Annotated in this window: 14 protein-coding genes; 8 read left to right on the top strand and 6 right to left on the bottom strand. The window is 71.5% G+C overall.

Annotated features, from left to right (window positions below; translation table 11 throughout):
* Positions 1–18: 18 nt before the first annotated feature.
* Positions 19–1752 (bottom strand): hypothetical protein, encoded by a 1734-nt coding sequence (locus tag ACPT94_RS34460; protein ID WP_425247653.1) that lies wholly within the window; start codon positions 1750–1752, stop codon positions 19–21.
* Positions 1753–1957: 205 nt separating this feature from the next.
* On the opposite strand from ACPT94_RS34460, the gene ACPT94_RS34465 reads away from it, so the two are divergent.
* Together ACPT94_RS34465 and ACPT94_RS34470 are read left to right on the top strand one after the other, a co-directional pair.
* Positions 1958–2941 carry a glycosyltransferase family 2 protein gene (locus tag ACPT94_RS34465; RefSeq protein WP_425247654.1) on the top strand — a complete coding sequence of 328 codons (984 nt, stop codon included), beginning with the start codon at positions 1958–1960 and terminating at the stop codon, positions 2939–2941.
* Entirely contained in the window at positions 2938–4278 is a 1341-nt protein-coding gene (locus ACPT94_RS34470; protein ID WP_425247655.1) for an alpha-2,8-polysialyltransferase family protein, read from the top strand. The genes ACPT94_RS34465 and ACPT94_RS34470 overlap by 4 nt, the downstream gene beginning before the upstream one ends.
* A gap of 131 nt (positions 4279–4409) precedes the next feature.
* Here ACPT94_RS34470 and ACPT94_RS34475 read toward each other — a convergent pair whose 3' ends face one another.
* The 3 genes from ACPT94_RS34475 to ACPT94_RS34485 form a co-directional block, all read right to left on the bottom strand.
* Entirely contained in the window at positions 4410–5558 is a 1149-nt protein-coding gene (locus tag ACPT94_RS34475; RefSeq protein ID WP_360334864.1) for an acyltransferase family protein, read from the bottom strand.
* 122 nt (positions 5559–5680) lie between these two features.
* Positions 5681–7033 carry a polysialyltransferase family glycosyltransferase gene (locus tag ACPT94_RS34480; RefSeq protein WP_425247656.1) on the bottom strand — a complete coding sequence of 451 codons (1353 nt, stop codon included), beginning with the start codon at positions 7031–7033 and terminating at the stop codon, positions 5681–5683.
* Positions 7033–8013, bottom strand: a complete 981-nt coding sequence (locus tag ACPT94_RS34485; RefSeq protein WP_425247657.1) for a glycosyltransferase family 2 protein — start codon at positions 8011–8013, stop codon at positions 7033–7035. Before ACPT94_RS34485 ends, ACPT94_RS34480 begins: the two co-directional genes overlap by 1 nt.
* A 198-nt stretch (positions 8014–8211) precedes the next feature.
* On the opposite strand from ACPT94_RS34485, the gene ACPT94_RS34490 reads away from it, so the two are divergent.
* The 4 genes from ACPT94_RS34490 to ACPT94_RS34505 are packed head-to-tail and all read left to right on the top strand — an operon-like array spanning position 8212 to position 12948.
* Positions 8212–9594 carry a DUF6716 putative glycosyltransferase gene (locus tag ACPT94_RS34490; protein WP_425247658.1) on the top strand — a complete coding sequence of 461 codons (1383 nt, stop codon included), beginning with the start codon at positions 8212–8214 and terminating at the stop codon, positions 9592–9594.
* 20 nt (positions 9595–9614) lie between these two features.
* Positions 9615–10853 (top strand): cytidylyltransferase domain-containing protein, encoded by a 1239-nt coding sequence (locus tag ACPT94_RS34495; protein WP_425247659.1) that lies wholly within the window; start codon positions 9615–9617, stop codon positions 10851–10853.
* A gap of 12 nt (positions 10854–10865) precedes the next feature.
* Positions 10866–11804 carry an N-acetylneuraminate synthase family protein gene (locus ACPT94_RS34500; protein WP_360334849.1) on the top strand — a complete coding sequence of 313 codons (939 nt, stop codon included), beginning with the start codon at positions 10866–10868 and terminating at the stop codon, positions 11802–11804.
* Between the two features lie 55 nt (positions 11805–11859).
* The gene (locus tag ACPT94_RS34505; protein WP_425247660.1) at positions 11860–12948 is read left to right on the top strand and encodes a hypothetical protein; all 1089 of its coding nucleotides are present in this window, start codon (positions 11860–11862) and stop codon (positions 12946–12948) included.
* A 326-nt stretch (positions 12949–13274) separates the two neighbouring features.
* On the opposite strand, the gene ACPT94_RS34510 is transcribed toward ACPT94_RS34505, so the two are convergent.
* Together ACPT94_RS34510 and ACPT94_RS34515 are read right to left on the bottom strand one after the other, a co-directional pair.
* Positions 13275–13943 carry a class I SAM-dependent DNA methyltransferase gene (locus tag ACPT94_RS34510; RefSeq protein WP_425247661.1) on the bottom strand — a complete coding sequence of 223 codons (669 nt, stop codon included), beginning with the start codon at positions 13941–13943 and terminating at the stop codon, positions 13275–13277.
* 261 nt (positions 13944–14204) lie between these two features.
* Positions 14205–14540: a hypothetical protein gene (locus ACPT94_RS34515; RefSeq protein ID WP_425247662.1), complete on the bottom strand. Its 336-nt coding sequence runs from the start codon at positions 14538–14540 to the stop codon at positions 14205–14207.
* A gap of 351 nt (positions 14541–14891) precedes the next feature.
* Here ACPT94_RS34515 and ACPT94_RS34520 point away from each other — a divergent pair, with 351 nt between their 5' ends.
* Both ACPT94_RS34520 and ACPT94_RS34525 read left to right on the top strand, forming a co-directional pair.
* A complete protein-coding gene (locus ACPT94_RS34520) occupies positions 14892–16121 on the top strand; it encodes a M20 family metallopeptidase (protein ID WP_360335206.1) in 1230 nt (409 codons plus the stop codon).
* A gap of 305 nt (positions 16122–16426) precedes the next feature.
* A complete protein-coding gene (locus ACPT94_RS34525) occupies positions 16427–17479 on the top strand; it encodes a BMP family lipoprotein (RefSeq protein ID WP_360334840.1) in 1053 nt (350 codons plus the stop codon).
* Positions 17480–17612 lie beyond the last annotated feature (133 nt).

The raw sequence follows: 17612 nt of genomic DNA on the forward strand, positions 1-17612 counted from the left end.
GCATGAGCCGTACACGCCTCAGCGCAGAGTGCACACCACGAGCTGGCGCCCCTCCGGCTTGGGACAGTCGTACGTGTTCCGGATCGCGGCGGCGATCCGCGGGTCGATCACGCCCAGCGACAGCCAGCTGGGCTGGTAGACGGCGTACGCGGGCGGGTGCTCCTGCGTGATGCAGCGCACGTTCTCCCGGGTCGAGGTGAGGGAGGGGACCTCGGTGAGCTGCTTGGGCACGTTGAAGAACGTGGGGAACGGATAGCGGCAGGGAGTCGGGTGGCCGATGTAGTACGCCTGCTGGCCGAAGGCCAGGTACTGCACCGGCACCCCCTCCGGGAGTTCCGCGTCCACCTGCTCGGCGGCGCTCTCCGCCGACCGCGCCTGCACCTTCAGCTCCGCGTTGGTGGTGACGAGCTTGCCGAGGATCAGCCGGACCCCGGACGTGGGCCACACCGTCGCGGCCAGGCACACGACGAGCGCGAGGACCGGCAGGGCCACCGGAACACGGCGGGCGCGCGGACGCGGTGCCCGCGCCCGCAGCAGGTCCACCACGCCGGCGAGGAGGGCCACGGCCGACGCCAGCCAGGCGAGCACGTCGGCGTCGACGTCCGCGCGGACGTGGACGAGCAGCGGGGCCAGCACGCCGTACAGCAGGGCGAGCACGGTGAGGGCCAGCGGGGGCCTGCCGTGCCGGCCGTACCAGCGGCCGATCGCGAGACCGGTCAGGGCCGCGGCCACCACCGGCAGGCTCTCGCCGTGGTACGCGAACCAGTTGCCCTGGTAGGCCACGACGGCCAGGCCGATGACGAGGAGCAGCAGGGTGACGAGCACGGCCTCGACGCGCTGCCGGCGCGACGAGAGGGTGGCGGCGAACAGCAGCAGCGCGCCGGGCAGCAGCGCCAGCACCGGCGTGAGGGCGATCCGGTCGCCCAGGTACTGGGCGGTCCGCAGCAGCAGGTCCGGGACGACGATCGGCTCGTTGCCCAGCGCGTGCGCGTTGATGTACGGCATGTCGCGCAGCCACTGCAGCTCGCGCGAGCCCGACCAGGCGCTGAGCGCGAACAGCAGGCCGGTGGCGACGGCGGTCGCGGCGGCGAGCAGCAGCGCCCGTACGCGGTCGACGGCGAAGACCACGAGGAGCGCCATCGCGGCGGTGCCCGCGGTGGAGTACTTCATCAGCACGGCGAGACCGAGCGGCAGCGCGGCCACCACGGCGGCCTGCCGGCGGTCGCGGACGCCGAGCGCGGCGGCGACCGCGCCCGCCGCGAAGACGATCGCGAACCACTCGGGCTGCAGATAGTCGATGACGGGCGCGAAGGCCAGGGTGAGGGCGGTCAGACCTGCGACGAGCATCGCGTCCCGCTCCGGCATACGGCGGCGCAGGGCCCGGTGCAGCAGAAGACCGGCGGCCGCGCACAGGGCGATGCCGATGAGCCGCATGAGGGCTTCGCGCACCGCGTTCGATCCGCCGGTGAGCGAGTCCACACCGGCGATCAGCCAGCGGTAGAAGAACGGCCGGTGCGCGAATGTCTCGGAGGGCGACAGGCCGCTTTGCCCCGTTGTCCGCAGCGCGGCGAGCACATAACGGATGTCGAGAAAGACGCCGGCGGTGAGCGTCGTGTAGAGCAGCAGTGCCGCGGTGGTGATGGCGGTGGTCCACCCCGCGGGAGAGGTGAGGCGCAGCCGACGGGATGCCGGTCCGGGCCGGCTCCGCCCGCGCTGCGCGACGGGCGGAGGTGAGGTGGATGTATCGGTCACACGCGCGAACCTAGCACCGTATTCCGTGAGAATACGGGGCGCTGAAAAGGGCTGATGACGAGTCACCATTTCTTCATCCGCAATTTCCTGACCCGCTCCGGATGTCACACCGAGTTCACCTGGGTTTCGGCGTCGGGACACGCACATGCTGATCCTGCTTTCTTAGGATCGCTTGACTTTCCGCCGAGAATTCAGGTGCACACACGTGGCCAACCAACCGACCCTGTCCGTCGTCGTCCCCTGCTACAACATCGAGTCGTACGTTTCCGAGACCGTGACCAGCCTGGTCAACAACGCCCGGGACGACTTCGAGTTCGTCTTCGTCGAGGACAGATCCACCAAGGACAGGACGTACGAGGCCCTCCTCGCCCTGACGGAGCGGCTCCCGAACAGCCGGGTGATCCGGCACGAGCACAACGGCGGACTGGCGACCGCCCGCAACACCGGAATCGACGTCGCGGAAGGCCGCTACCTCGCCTTCCTCGACGGTGACGACTGGCTGGCGCCGGGCTATCTGGCCCAGCTGGTGGACGTCATCGAGCGGTTCGACGTCGACTTCGTCCGCACCGACCACGTACAGGTCACGGGTGTCGAGCGGGCCGTCCACCGGGCGCCCGAGGGCCGCCGCCACACCCCGCTCGACCCGCGCACCTCCATCCTCCCCGTCGACGACACCACGATGGTCGACTATCCGTACGCGTGGGCCGGCGTCTACCACCGCCGCCTCCTCGATCGGGGCATGCTCCGCTTCCACGACGGGCTGCGCACCGCCGAGGACCGGCCGTGGATCTGGGACCTGCACCGCCGAGCGGAGTCCTACGTCGTCGCCGGCCTGCGCGGGGTCTTCTACCGCCGGGGCGTCGCCGGTTCGCTCACCCAGATCGGCGACGTGCGTCAGCTGGACTTCTTCCGCTCCTTCGACCTCGTGCTCGCCGAACTCGCCGACGACCCCGAGGCCGGCCGGCTGCGCAGGAAGGCGCTGCGCAACTACTGCGTCGTCATCGCCCACCAACTGCTCGACCGGCGCCGGTTCGAGCGCAGCGTGGCCGCGAAGCTGAAACGGCTGGCCGCCGAGGCGCTGGGCAGGATGAGCGAGGAGGAACTGAGCGAGGCCGTGGTGGGAATGGGCGAGGAACGCGTACACGTGCTGCGCCGGGTTCGCGGCGGCATGAAGGAAGTGGCGGCATGATCCAGATGTTCTTCTCGGCCACCCAGTACGCGGCCGCGACCGTCACCGCCGCGATCCGCGCCGGCCGGTTCGGCCCGCGCGAGGGCGTCCGCCGCATCCTCGTCGTCAGCAACACCGCCGCCGTACCGGAGGTCGGCACCCCGCTGGACCGGATGGCCGGCTTCGAGAAGCTGCGCCCCGAGTTCGACCAGGTGCACTCCTGGAACGAGTTCATCTCCCCGCACCACCCGGCCGGCTGGTCGCCGCGCGCCCAGGACGCCCAGCTCTGGGAGAAGGCCGTACGCCTCGCCTGGGACCTGGGCGACGAACCGGTCGAGATCGCCTGCGAGTCCATCCAGGCCAACCCCTCCCGCGCGGTCGCCGACATCTTCGCGGACAGCCCGATCCACGTCTACGCGGACGGACTGATGAGCTACGGCCCCACCCGCAACCGCATCCCGTACGGCATGAGCAGCCGCATCAAGCGCGTCCTCCATCTCGACCTGGTGCCCGGCCTGCGGCCGATGCTGCTGTCCGAGTACGGCGTCCAGCCCGAGGCCGTGCCGAACGAGGCGATCGTCGACGTCCTCGCGCAGATCGGCGAGTCCGGCGCCGGCGTCCTCGCCGAGCGGCTCCCGGCCGACAATCCGCCCACCGCCGTCCTCCTCGGCCAGTACCTCTCCGCGATCGACCTGATCACCCAGGACGAGGAGGAGCGGCTGCACATGCGCATGCTGCGGGCCGCCGCCCGCGCGGGCCACGAGGACGTGCTGTTCAAGCCGCACCCGAGCGCGCCCGCCGTCTACAACGAGTCCCTGCGGGCGGCCGCCGGGGAACTCGGCGTGCGGCTCACCGTGCTGAACGAACCGATCCTCGCCGAGACCGTCTTCGCGTTCCTGCAGCCGAAGCTCGTCATCGGCTGCTTCTCCACGGCACTGATGACCGCCGCCGCCTTCTACGGCATCCCCGTCGCCCGCGTCGGCACGGAGCTGCTCCTGGACCGCATCACGCCGTACGAGAACAGCAACCGCATCCCGCTCACCATCATCGACGCGGCGCTGCCCGACGCGGAGCACGCGGAACTCGGCGGCGCGCTCGAACTGGCGGGGGCGGCGGAGAGGCTGACGCCCCTGGTGCGGGCCGTGGGCTACTGCATGCAGTCCCGCAAGCACCACGCCCTGCGCGAGGAGACCGCCACCTGGCTCGCCGCCCACCTCGCCGAGCACCAGCGCTACTTCAAACGCCGCCGCCTGACGAGCCTGCGGCTTCCCGGCGGGGCTCCGGTCCGAGCGGAGGCGCTGCGGCGGCATCCGGTCGTGCGGCGGGCGGTGCGGCGGATCAGGTCGACGGCGCGTTAGCCGAGCCGTCCGGCGGTTGCGGTCGACAGCGCGTCGGGGAGTGCCGCGATACGTCGTCCGGCGTCTGCGGCAGCGTCGTGGCTGGTCGCGCAGTTCCCCGCGCCCCTTTGCGGGGCGCTGCGCGCCCCGCCCTACCCCCGCCGCACGGCAAGCGCCCGCTTCAGCCGAGGCCCGATCGGCTTCTCCACGAACCGGTGGAGAAGCCACGCGATCCCCAGCATGGCCAGCACGGTCGCGGTGAAGGTGACGTACGGGCTCAGGTCGAACTCGCGGTACAGCACCCGGATGAAGAACCAGCCCAGGTGCTCGTGGATCAGATAGAAGGGGTACGTCAGCGCCCCGGCCACCGTCAGCCAGCGCCAGTTCGCCCGGCTCGTCCAGCCCAGGGCCACCGCGGCGACGGAGACGAAGGCGACGAGGACGATCAGCTGGATGACGTACGGGCTGCGGTGGAAGTCGCCCTGCGGGCCGGGGTGCCACAGGGCCGTGACCGAGTAGCGCTGGCCGAGCAGGAAGCTCATGGCCACGATGCCCCACAGCAGCAGGTCGTTGCCGAAGCGGTGGATCAGGTACAGGGCGAGGCCGCCGATGAAGTACGGGGCGTGGTCGCGCATGACCAGCTGGTCGGTCAGCGGGTTGTCGGCGACCCGGGCGAAGACGCCGGCCAGCGTCCACAGGCAGCAGAACAGCACCACCCGGCGGTAGGTGACGCCCCGCCAGACCACGAACAGCGCGAACAGGGCGTAGAAGCGCACCTCCACCCAGAGCGTCCAGTCGACACCCAGGACCCGGGGCACGCCCATCGGCTGCTGCAGCATGGTGAGGTTGACGAGGAGCTCGTCCGAGCGGAGCGGCTTCGCCACCACCGGCAGGACGAGGCTCGCGGCGGTGACCAGGACGATCGCCACCCAGTACGCCGGATACAGACGGGCGACCCGGGAGCGGAAGAAGTCGCCCGTGCTCCGGCCCCAGCTGCTCATGCAGATCACGAATCCGCTGATCAGGAAGAAGAACTGCACGCCCAGGCTGCCGTAGGTCGCGAACTGTGACAGCGTCGGGAACTTCTCACCGGGGGACTGCTGCCAGGACTGCGCGACCTCGCCGTTCTTGCCGGCGTAGTGGTAGAAGCAGACCATCAGGGCCGCCAGCAGGCGCAGCCCGTCCAGGGCGCGCAGCCGGCCCTCCGCCCGGGGCCGGACCGGAGCCCGGTCGGGAATGAGGACGTTCAGCCGGGGTGCCGGTGTCGGGACCGGTGCCGTGGCCTGGTCAGCCGCGCTCATCCTGAGGACCTTCCGTGGGAGCCGGGAAACGCGTTCGAACGCTAGGCGCCTCCCCGGAGTGAGGGATGTGGAGCGGCTGACTCGGGGGAAGCGCGAAGATGGCGATCCGATGAACCGGTGGGCTACCGCTTGCCGGCCGCCCGCTTCAGGGCCCGCACCCGGCGTGCGAGGCGGCGGACCGTCGCGTTGCGCGGGATGAAGGCGAGCTGGTCCGGTACGGCACCGGGGAGGGCCAGCGCCGCCAGGCGCCGGCGCTTGAAGTAGCGCCAGGTGTGCGGGTTCAGCCGCGTGGAGAGGTAGCGCTCCGCCTCGCCCCGCAGCCCCGGGTGGATCCTGGGCCGCATCGCGAAGCCGACGGCCGTCAGGAGCGCGGACAGCTCGTCCACCTTCTCGGGCGACGGCATGGTCCACGCCTCCACCGCCGGCTTGTCGGTCACGTCCGGCAGCAGCACGTCGACGATGGTGAGCGGCACCCGGCTGCTGTTCTGGTAGGGCGTGAGCCCGGCCAGCACCGTGTCGGTGCCGACCCGGGCGACCGGGAGGCCGTACAGACCGGCGGCGGTGAGCAGCGCGGTGGAGAAACAGCCGACGACGAGGGCGGGCCGCAGCCGTTGGTAGGCCACCTCGGCGAGGACGGGCCGGTCGAGGTGGGTGAGTTCGGCACCCAGCTTCTTCGCCTCGTCCTCCAGCAGCCGGGACCAGCGGGCCGGTGCCGTGGGGTGCGGCTTGAAGACGAGTCTGCGGTGCCCGAGCGCCACGGCGCCGCGCACCATGCCGAGGTGCAACTCCTCCTCCTCGGCGTCGCCGACGATGCCGAGCGCCGAGAGGTACTGCCCGAGCAGCAGGGCCGGCTGCTCCGCCGGGGCGGCCAACTCGGTCTCGTGCTCGGCCAGTTCCCCCAGCACCTTCAGAAACGCCTCGGACGGCACCAGCACCGGCGGCACGCCGAACTCGGTGAGCAGCAGCGGGGTGAGGCCCGGCACCAGGTCGAGGTGGAGCAGCCGGCCGACACGGGTGCCGACCAGCGGGTCGATCTTGTCGCGTGTGGGGCCGTAGCTCATGAGGCCGTCGGCGTAGACGTCGACGGGGGCGCCGGTGAACAACTGGCACAGCGCCAGTGCCGGATTCGCCTGGACGGACTCCACGGCCAGGTGGACCTCGTCGTCACCGAGGTCCCACAGCAGCCGTACGTACCGCTCCCACAGGGGGATGTCGTCGCCGCGCGGGCCCCAGCCGGCGGGGTGGAAGGGGGCGATGGTCTCGTTCCAGGACAGCACCTCGTCGAAGCGTTCACGGATCCGGGCGAAGCCCGGCATCGCGTCGACGGACGGCGTGATCTCCGGATTGACCGCGTTGTTGGTGACCAGCAGCAGCTGACGGTCGGCCGGTGCGAAGAGTCCCGCGTCGAGGGCGGCGGCCAGGGTCGCCGCGCCGTACAGGGTCGAGACGCAGAAGATCCGGGTCGTGCGAGGCATCAGGCGGCCACCGTCCGTGCCGCCACCGGCCTGCGCCGCACGCGCCGCAGGGTGTTCGCCCGCTCGGTGTCCATCGTGTCCATGACCTCCGCGAGCACGTCCTGCGGCATTCTCCTCAGGGCGGCGGCGCACAGGGAGCGCAGCTTCCGGGCCACGGGGGGTTCGAACCTCTCGATCGAGCCGAGGTGATGAGCCATGACCGCGCAGTAGGTGCGCACCGCTTTGGGCAGCAGCCGGTCGGCCTCGGCGTCACGCGCGGTCTCCTCGATCACCTGGTCGAACGCGCGAAGGAAGTCCAGTTGCCGCACATCGCCGATCTGGGTGAGCGAAGAGGCCACTCCGCGCCGGTAGTAGACGCCGAGCAGCCCGACGACGGCGAAGCTGTCCGCCTCCCGGTGGAGCCTCCAGATCCACGGCCGGTCCTCGGCCGTCCGCAGCCCGTCGGTGAAGTGCAGCAGTCCGCGGTCGACCAGGCGGCGGCGGTAGATGCCGGCCCAGGCGTAGGCGTAGTCCACCGAAGTGGACCGGTCGGCGGGCAGGATCGCCTCCCGCGGGTTCAGCACCGCACCGCGGCGGCCGTGCGGGACGCGGTGAACACTGCGGGCCCGCCCGGTGCACTGCACGTGATCGGTGCGGACGAAGTCGCAGCCCAGCTCCTCGATGCAGGCGAGGAGCCGGGGGAGGTATCCGGGTGCCAGCCAGTCGTCGCCGTCCAGGAAAGTCAGATAATCGCCACGCGCTGTGTCGATTCCGGTGTTTCTCGCGGTGGCCAGCCCTCCGTTCTTTTCGTGTCCGACCAGCACCGCGCCCGGCAGTTCCCGTTCCGCGCGCGCGAGGATGTCGGAGGTCGTATCGGTCGAACAGTCGTCGACCAGAATGAATTCGAAGTCCTCACGCGTGTTCGCACGCAGGCTCACAAGGGTGTCGGGCGCGTATTGCTGAACGTTGTAGAACGGCACGATCACGGAAAGCTTTGGCACCCGCGAAAGCCTAGGGGGACGCCCGGCGACAGAAATTTCCCGAACAGGTACGGGGGATGAACTCGATGTGTCGGAATGGTGCACCGCGCGAATTCCCCGGGACTGGCCGGGCCAGTTATGTCTTCGGTGGCGCGCTGTTAACGTTCCGTTGAGTCGAGGTTGGGCCAAGCACGGGTTTTGCTTTCTAGCGTCGTCGCCGTGCCAGCAAGTACTTCGAAGCCCTGCCGGATCGCCGTGCTCGCGGACTCCGACACCCGCTGGAAATGGGGTGCCTTGACCGCGGGCCGGATCGCGCCGGGCGGGCGCACGGGCTCCTCCATGGAAGCCGGGTCGCGCGACGGCACGCAGGTCGCCCCGGTCCTGGACGGGTTCCTGCTGCGCGGCCGCGCCACCCCCACCCCCCGCCAACTGGCCGAGGTGGGCGTGCGCGCCGACTCCCTGCGCGAGGTCACGGCCGTGGAGTTCCTGCGCGTCATGGCGCGGGAGTCGTACGACGTGCTCGTTCTCGCGCTGGTCGGCGGAGGCGTCCAGGCGATCCTGCACGGGCTGAAGCGGGTTGGGGAGAACACCGGCGAGCGGCCCGTCGTCGTCACCGGATACGTCGGTGTCGTCTACGAGAAGCTCGCCGACGGTCTGCTGCTGCGGCACGGCGCGGACCTCGTCCTCGCCAACTCCCGCCAGGACGCCGAGCGTTTCCGCGCGGTGTACGAAGGCGTGGGCGCCGACGCCTCCTCGGTGACCGAGGTGGCCCTGCCGTTCCTCGGCGGCGCCCCCTACACCGGCGAACACGACCCCTCTGCGAAGCAAGGGCGCAGGCCCTACACCGTGGTGTTCGCCGCGCAGCCCTCCGTACCGGAGAGCCGCAAGGACCGTACGTACCTCCTCGACCGGCTCGTCCGGCACGCCCGTCTGCACCCCGAGCGCGAGGTGCTGCTCAAGCTCCGCTCCAAGCCGGGCGAACACACCACCCACATCGAGGAGTTGCCCTACCAGAAGCTGGCGCAGAAGCTCGACCTGCCGCCCAACCTCCGCCTGGTCTACGGCAACATGGGCGAGGTCCTCGACCGCACCGACCTCATGGTCACGGTCAGCTCGACGGCCGCCCTCGAGTCGCTGCACCGCCGCGTCCCCACCGTCGTCCTCACCGACCTCGGGGTGCGCGAGGCGCTCGGCAACCACCACTTCGTCGGCTCCGGCTGCCTCGCCTCCTGGGACCAGCTCGACGCCGGGCACCGCCCCACCCCCGACGAGGAGTGGGTGGCCCGCCAGGGCGTGGCCGCCGACGGCTTGTACGACAGTGCCTTCGACGCGGCCCGCGCACGCATCGCCGCACTCCTCGACCGGCCCGGCGGCCTGCCCCCGCTCGCCCCCTACTACACAACCGCCACCGCACCCGGCTACCTCCCCGGCATCCTCGCCCGCCACCACCTCGGCCCCGACGGCAGCCCCCTGCCCGGCGCCCCGTTCGCCGACAAGGAACCCGGCCCGGTCCGCCAGATCGTCCGCCGCGCCGCCCGCGGCGCCTACCGGCACGGGGTGCAGCGGGTGGCGCCGGTCATCCGGCGGATGGGGGAGCTGTGACACCTCAAGGAGAAAAGCCCATGTCCGACTCCTCAGTGGGCGTGCGCCGTGTGCTCGCCGTGATCCCCGCCCGCGGCGGCTCCAAGGGCGTCCCCGCGAAGAACCTCGCCCCCGTCGGCGGAGTGCCGCTGGTGGCCCGGGCGGTACGCGAGTGCCGGGCGACCCGGCTGGTCACGGACGTCGTGGTGTCCACCGACGACCGGGCCATCGCGGCCGCCGCCCGGGAGGCCGGCGCGGAGGTCGTGCTGCGGCCGGCCGCCATCGCCGGCGACACGGCCACCTCCGAGGCCGCGGTCCTGCACGCCATGGACACCCACGAGGCCCTGCACGGCACGGCCGTCGACGTGGTGCTGCTCGTGCAGTGCACCAGCCCGTTCATCGCCCGCGAGGACGTCGACGCGGTCGCCGCCGCGGTCGTCGAGGACGGCGCGGACACGGCGGTCACCGTCGCCCCGTTCCACGGGTTCGTATGGCGCGACGCGGAGGGGACACAGGCCGACGGTACGGACGGCGGCTACGGCGTCAACCACGACAAGTCGTACCGCCCCCGCCGCCAGGACCGCCCCCAGGACCTCCTGGAGACCGGCGCCGCCTACGCCATGGACGCGACCGGCTTCCGCGCGCACGGCCACCGCTTCTTCGGCCGCACCGACCTCGTGCGCACCGACCCCGCCCGCGTCCTGGAGATCGACGACCCGCACGACCTGGCCCGGGCCCGCGCCCTCGCCCCCCTCTTCGACGCGGATCGACCCGGCGCCCTCCCGACCGCCGACGACATCGACGCGGTCGTCCTCGACTTCGACGGCACCCAGACCGACGACCGGGTGCTGATCGACTCCGACGGACGGGAGTTCGTCTCCGTGCACCGCGGCGACGGACTCGGCATCGCGGCCCTGCGCCGCAGCGGCCTCAAGCTGCTCGTCCTGTCCACGGAACAGAACCCGGTCGTCGCCGCCCGCGCCCGCAAGCTCAGGCTCCCCGTGCTGCACGGCATCGACCGCAAGGACCTCGCCCTCAAGCAGTGGTGCGAGGAGCAGGGCATCGCGCCGGAGCGCGTGCTCTACGTCGGCAACGACGTCAACGACCTCCCCTGCTTCGCCCTCGTCGGCTGGCCCGTGGCGGTCGCGAGCGCCCACGACGTCGTCCGCGGCGCCGCCCGCGCGGTCACCACCCTCGCCGGCGGCGACGGCGCGATCCGGGAGATCGCCGGCTGGATCCTCGGACCCTCTCTCGACTCTCTCGACCCCCTCCCCGAGTAAGGAACCCCCGACATGAGCACCGACTCCCGCCTCCGCCAGTTCGGTTCGCGTACGGCCGGTCCCGGCCGGCCCGTCTACATCTGCGGCGAGATCGGCATCAACCACAACGGTGAGCTGGAGAACGCCTTCAAGCTGATCGACGTGGCCGCCGAGGCCGGCTGCGACGCCGTCAAGTTCCAGAAGCGCACCCCCGAGATCTGCACCCCGCGCGACCAGTGGGACATCGAGCGCGACACGCCCTGGGGCCGGATGACGTACATCGACTACCGCCACCGCGTCGAGTTCGGCGAGGACGAGTACCGCGCCATCGACGACTACTGCCGGGCCAAGGGCATCGCCTGGTTCGCCTCCCCGTGGGACACCGAGGCCGTCGCCTTCCTGGAGAAGTTCGACGTCCCCGCCCACAAGGTGGCCTCCGCCTCCCTCACCGACGACGAGCTGCTGCTCGCCCTGCGCGCCACCGGCCGCACCGTCATCCTCTCCACCGGCATGTCGACCCCGAAGCAGATCCGCCACGCCGTCGAGGTCCTGGGCAGCGACAACATCCTGCTCTGCCACGCCACCTCCACCTACCCGGCGAAGGCCGAGGAGCTGAACCTCCGCGTGATCAACACGCTGGAGATGGAGTACCCGAACGTCCCGATCGGCTACTCCGGCCACGAGACCGGCCTGCAGACCACCCTCGCCGCCGTCGCCCTCGGCGCCACCTTCGTCGAGCGCCACATCACCCTCGACCGCGCCATGTGGGGCTCCGACCAGGCCGCCTCCGTCGAGCCGCAGGGCCTTCAGCGCCTGGTCCGCGACATCCGCACCATCGAGGCCTCCCTCGGCGACGGCATCAAGAAGGTCTACGACTCCGAGCTCGGCCCGATGAAGAAGCTGCGCCGCGTCGCCGGCGTCGTCGCCGAGGCCGAGATCGCCGCCGCGGCCGGCGAGCCCGTCGCGGTCTGACCCGGGTCCCTCTCCGACTACCGCTACGAGAGCCTCACGGGACGGTCGTACGACGATGAGCCCTCGCGCCGGGAACGCCGGCACCACCCCCCACACCCTCGCGTTCGTCGAGAGCCCGGTGCAGCTCCTGAACGTCCTGGAGTGGGCGCACTCCCAGGGCCTTGGTCCCCGTGAGGAGCCCGGCGCGGGGTGCACCCTCGTCGTCCTGTCCCCGACCGACCCGATGACCCGCGGCCAGTTGCGCCGTATGTCCGAACTGGCCCGCGAGGAGGGCCACGTGGTCCGCTGGGAGGAGGCCCGCGGCGGCCCCGGGGCCCCCTTCCGCACCATCGGCGGCCTGGCCCCCCTGCTGCGCAGGGCGGAACGGGTCGTCATGGGAGACCCCTTCTCCCGCTACGTCCAACTCCTGCTGATGATCACCCGGGCCACCGAACTGGTCGTCGTCGACGACGGCACGGCCACCATGGAGTTCGTCGGCCAACTCGCCCGCGGCGAACGGCTGGTGCGCTGGCACCGCACGGGCGGCCGGCCCGGCCCCCGCGACCTGTTCTTCGCCCCGGTGTCCTCCTCCGCCCGCCGCCGCCTGACCCCCAGCGCGGACCGGCGGGTGGAGGTGTTCTCCTCCATGCCGATAACAGAGACCCCGGCCGACGTCACGGTCACCGTCAACGCCTTCGCCTGGACCCGCGCCCGCTTCGGCCCGCCCCGCGTGACCAGGAGCGCCGACATGGTCGGCACCTCCCTCGTCGAGACGGGCGTCGTGGACGGCGACCGCTATCTGGACGCCGTCACCGTCCTCGCCAAGACCCACGGCTGCACCCGCTACTTCGCCCACCGCCGGGAAAGCGCCGACAAACTCCACCGCCTGGCCGTGGAGACGGGCCTGGAGGTCGTCCGCCCCGAGCTCCCCCTCGAACTGATCGCCCGCAGAGGCCCCATCGGCAGAACCGTCCTCAGCTTCCCCTCCACGGTCGTCCACACCCTCCCCCTCGCCCTCGCCGGCACCGACGTCCGCGTCGCCGTCTGCGACATCGACCCAGCCTGGCTGACCGACCACGCCTCCCCCCGAGCCCATGGCTTCCTCTCCGACGTAACAGGAACAGCCCGAGACGCACACCGCCTGGCAGCGGTAACCACGGCTTGAGCGCCTGCGGCCTCGCGGCCCTGCGGCCCCACGCTCCGTGGCCCTTGCCCTGCCGCCGCGCGCCTCGCGACCCCGACGCCTTGCGGCCCTGCGGCCTCGCGGCCCCGACACCTCGCGGCCCTGCGGCCTGGCGGCCTGTGGCCCCACGCTCCGTGGCCCTTGCCCTGCCGCCGCGCGCCTCGCGACCCCGACGCCTTGCGGCCTTGCGGCCTCGCGGCCCCGACACCTCGCGGCCCTGCGGCCTGGCGGCCTGTGGCCCCACGCTCCGCGTCCCTTGCCCTGCCGCCCCGCGCCCCGCAGCCCGACGCCTTGCGGCCTTGCGGCCCCTACTCCGCCCTGCGGGCCAGTACGAAGGCCCTGGCCCGCTCCCCGTCCTCGTCCGGTTCGAGGACGACCCGCGCCTGGAGTTCCAGGCCGGCCTTCACGAGGTGGGTGACGATCGTCTCCGGGGTTCGCCAGAAGTGGTCCAGCGTGACCTCGTACCCGAATCGCTCCGTGAGGCGCTGTTGCTCGTCGTCGCCGGTCTGGAAGGCGAGCAGCAGGTATCCGCCGGGGACGAGTACGCGTCGGAACTCACCGAAGACGACGGGCAGTGCCTCGTCCGGGACGTGAATGACCGAGTGCAGGGCGAGCAGACCCCCCAGGGTCCGGTCGGGCAGGTCCAGGGACTCCATCGACCCGACATGGAAGCGGAGGTGGGGGTGGGCCCGACGGGCGAGGGCGACCATGCGGGGGGAGACGTCGACGCCGAAGACGGGAACACCGAGGTCGTGCAGCCGCGCCGTGACATGTCCGGGCCCACTGCCGACGTCCGCCACCGGCTCGCTGCCTCTGCCCTTCACCAACTCGGTGAATCCGCGGACCAGGGCTCTGTCCAGGGGGCGGTGCCCGAGTCCGTCGGGGAAGCGCCGGGCGTACTCCTCCGCGATCGCGTCGTACGACATCCGGGTGTCCCGTAGGTGGCCGAGGTCCGAGGAGGTGTTCGGTTCGTTCACGGGGGCGGACTCTAGCGGGACGGTGTGAACGGGGTGGGAGACTCCGTGGGTTTTCCCATGACGTACGTGATGCTCGTCACCCCATCGCCGCCCCCTCGCCTCCCCCTCATCCCCTCGCCTCTCTCGCCCGCTCGCCCCTCATCCCCTCGCCCCCTCGCCTCTCTCGCCCGCTCGCCCCTCATCCCCTCGCCCCCTCATCCCCTCGCCTCTCTCGCCCCCTGGCCCCCTCAGCCCCTCACCCCCTCGTTTCTCGCCGTCGCCTCACCCCGGCCCGTCCTCCCTCCAACGGCCGAACCCGCCGAAGAAGCTGTCCTCGGCGCCGGGATCCGCTGCCTCGTCCCGCCCCTCCTCGGCCGGTGGCGTGTCCTGCCGCGCTGCCGCCCCGTCCCCCTGCCACCACCGCCACCACCGTGTGACCGCCCACACCAGGACCGCCAGCAGCCACCCCGTCATGATCATCACCGTCAGCAGGCCCAGCACCAGGATCGTCGTCCCGAACACGCCGAGCTGCGCCAGGAACCCCGGGATGCGGTCCTCGCCACAGCCGCACGTGATGTATGTGGGGCCCGCCGCCATGCTCCGCGTCACTGTCGTCATGGGAACACCGTCCCCGCCCCACGCCCGCCCCGCGCACGGCGTGGCACAACCGGTGCGTGGAGGTGATGCTTCCGGGACCGGGCGCCGGGACGGGACGGCGGCCGGAGTGGTTCCGGTACGTGGACTGCGACGGCGCGGTTCCGTGGGCCGTGGTATCCGTGGAGGAGAGGAAAAACAGTGGGATGGGTCGGAATTTCGTGATCCACTCGGGCGAAGTCGGCCGAGTTTACCCACGCCGAATGACAGCCATGCGCCGCGCGGCCAACTTTTCTTCCCCGAACGGGTTGAACTTTTGTTGATCGGGTCAGTTGACCGCCCCGGCGTCCTACCCTTCAAAGGGTGAAGCAACTGATGTCCCGAGAGTCCGAGGCCGATACCGCAGGGGATGCCATGCTCCCCGGCACCTTGCCGGAGGCCCTGCGCGCCGAGCTCGTCGCCTTCCGCCGCGACATGCACATGCACCCCGAGCTCGGCAACCAGGAGTTCCGTACGACGGCGGCGATCAAGGAGCGCCTGGAGAAGGCGGGCCTGAAGCCGCGCGTTCTCTCCGGCGGGACCGGGCTCATCTGTGACATCGGCGACTGGGCGGACGGCACGCCCGTGCTCGCGATGCGCGCCGACATCGACGCGCTGCCCATCCCGGACACGAAGACCGAGTGCCCGTACCGCTCCACCGTGCCCGACCGCGCGCACGCCTGCGGCCACGACGTGCACACCGCCGTCGTCCTCGGCGCCGGCCTCGTCCTCGCCGACCTGCACCGCCAGGGCCGGCTGCCGCGGCCGGTCCGGCTGATCTTCCAGCCCGCCGAGGAGGTGCTGCCGGGCGGTGCCGCCGACGCCATCGAGGACGGCGCCCTGGAGGGTGTCGGCCGGATCATCGCCGTGCACTGCGACCCCCGCGTCGACGCCGGGATGATCGGACTGAGGGCGGGCGCCATCACCTCCGCCTGCGACCGCCTGGAGATCTCCCTCGACGGTCCCGGCGGCCACACCGCCCGCCCGCACCTGACCACCGACCTCGTCACCGCCGCCGCCCGGGTCGTCACCGACGTCCCCGCGCTCGTCGGCCGCCGTGTCGACACACGCGCCGGGCTCGCGGTGACCTGGGGCCGGATCGACTGCGGCCACGCCCCGAACGTGATCCCGCAGCACGCCGAGCTCTCCGGCACCGTGCGCTGCCTCGACATCGAGGCCTGGCGGCAGGCGCCGGACCTCGTCGTCGCCGCGATCGACGAGGTCGCCAACCTGCACCGCGCCAAGTCCGAGATCAACTACATCCGCGGTGTCCCCCCGGTCGTCAACGACGCCGACGTCACCGAGCTGCTGCGCGCCGCCATGGGCGCCCGGCACGGCGAGGAATCCGTCGAGGACACCCAGCAGAGCCTCGGCGGCGAGGACTTCTCCTGGTACCTGGAGCGCGTCCCCGGCGCCATGGCCCGCCTCGGCGTGCGCCACCCCGGTGAGCGCACGGTCCGCGACCTGCACCAGGGCGACTTCGACGCCGACGAGTCCGCGATCAAGGTGGGTGTGGAGCTCTTCACCGCGGCGGCACTCCTCGACGGCGGCCACCGGACTCCGTAGCCGGTCTCCCGGGCACCCCCGCTTCCGGGCTTGCGTTCGGAGCGGGGCGCGGGAAATCTGGGCGTGGTGTCGAGGCGGTGCGCCGTCACGGTGAGGGCGGCCCAGATGTACGGAGGGTCAGGGGGCCCGCGGGTGCGGTGTCCCTGAACGCACCATTCCTTCCGGTGGTTCACCGGGACGTAACCGGCCATCGGCACGAATGGATAACGGCCACGCGATACCCCGTTCCCAGGAGTGTCTACGCGCGTTAATCTGCGCCGAACTCAGCACCCACTGCGGGGCTTTGGCGAATGGGGAACTTCACAATGCGTCGGATATCCAAACTGACCCGCGTCGCGGTGGGGGTCGCGTCGCTCGCGCTCGCCGCCACGGCCTGTGGCGGTACCAGCAGCGAAAGCAGCGACAGCGGCAAGGCCAAGGAGGACCTGGGTCTCGCCATCGCGTACGACATCGGTGGCAAGGGCGACCAGTCCTTCAACGACGCCGCGTACTCCGGCCTGGAGAAGGCGAAGACGGAGTTCGGCTACAAGACCGCCGACGTCGAGCCCACCCAGGGCGAGACCGACGCCGACAAGGAGCAGCGCCTCGCCTCGCTCGCGAAGCAGGGCTACAACCCGGTCATCGGCATCGGCTTCGCCTACGGCACCGCCATGGAGGCCGTGGCCAAGAAGTACCCGAAGACCACCTTCGGCATCGTCGACTCCGTGGTGAAGGGCGACAACGTCGCCTCCCTGGTCTTCGCCGAGGAGCAGGCCTCCTACCTCGCCGGCGTCGCCGCCGCCAAGGCCACCAAGACCAACACCGTCGGCTTCGTCGGCGGCGTGGACATCCCGCTGATCCACAAGTTCGAGGCCGGCTACAAGCAGGGCGTCCAGGACACCAGCGGCGGCAAGGTCAAGGTCATCTCGCAGTACCTGACCCAGACCGCCGAGGAGGGCGGCTTCTCCAGCCCGGACAAGGGCAAGGCCGCCGCCGAGGGCCAGATCGAGAAGAAGGCCGACGTCGTCTACCAGGCGGCCGGTCTCTCCGGCCAGGGCGTGATCGAGGCCGCCGCCAAGGCGAAGGTCTGGGCGATCGGCGTCGACTCCGACCAGTACAAGCAGGCGGCGCTGGCGTCGTACAAGAACTACATCCTGACCTCCGCGCTCAAGGACGTCGGCGGCGCGGTGTACGCGCTGGCCAAGTCCGTCAAGGACGGCAAGCCGCTGACCGGCACCCAGACCTTCGACCTGAAGGTGAACGGCGTCGGCCTGGCGGAGAGCAACCCCGAGTTCGCGAAGATCGCCGGTCTGACCGACGCCGTGGCCAAGGCCAAGGCGGGCATCATCGGCGGCACCATCAAGGTCAAGACCGAGTAGGACGGACCGCCGGTCCGGACGGACACGGACACGGTCGAAATCCCTGCGAAGCGGGGGGGGGGGCCCCCCCCCCCCCCCCCCCCCCCCCGGCCGCGCCCAAACACCCCCCCCCCCCCCACCAAACCCCCCCCCC

The organism is Streptomyces aurantiaciflavus, from assembly GCF_049808595.1.
Classification (GTDB): Bacteria; Actinomycetota; Actinomycetes; order Streptomycetales; family Streptomycetaceae; genus Streptomyces.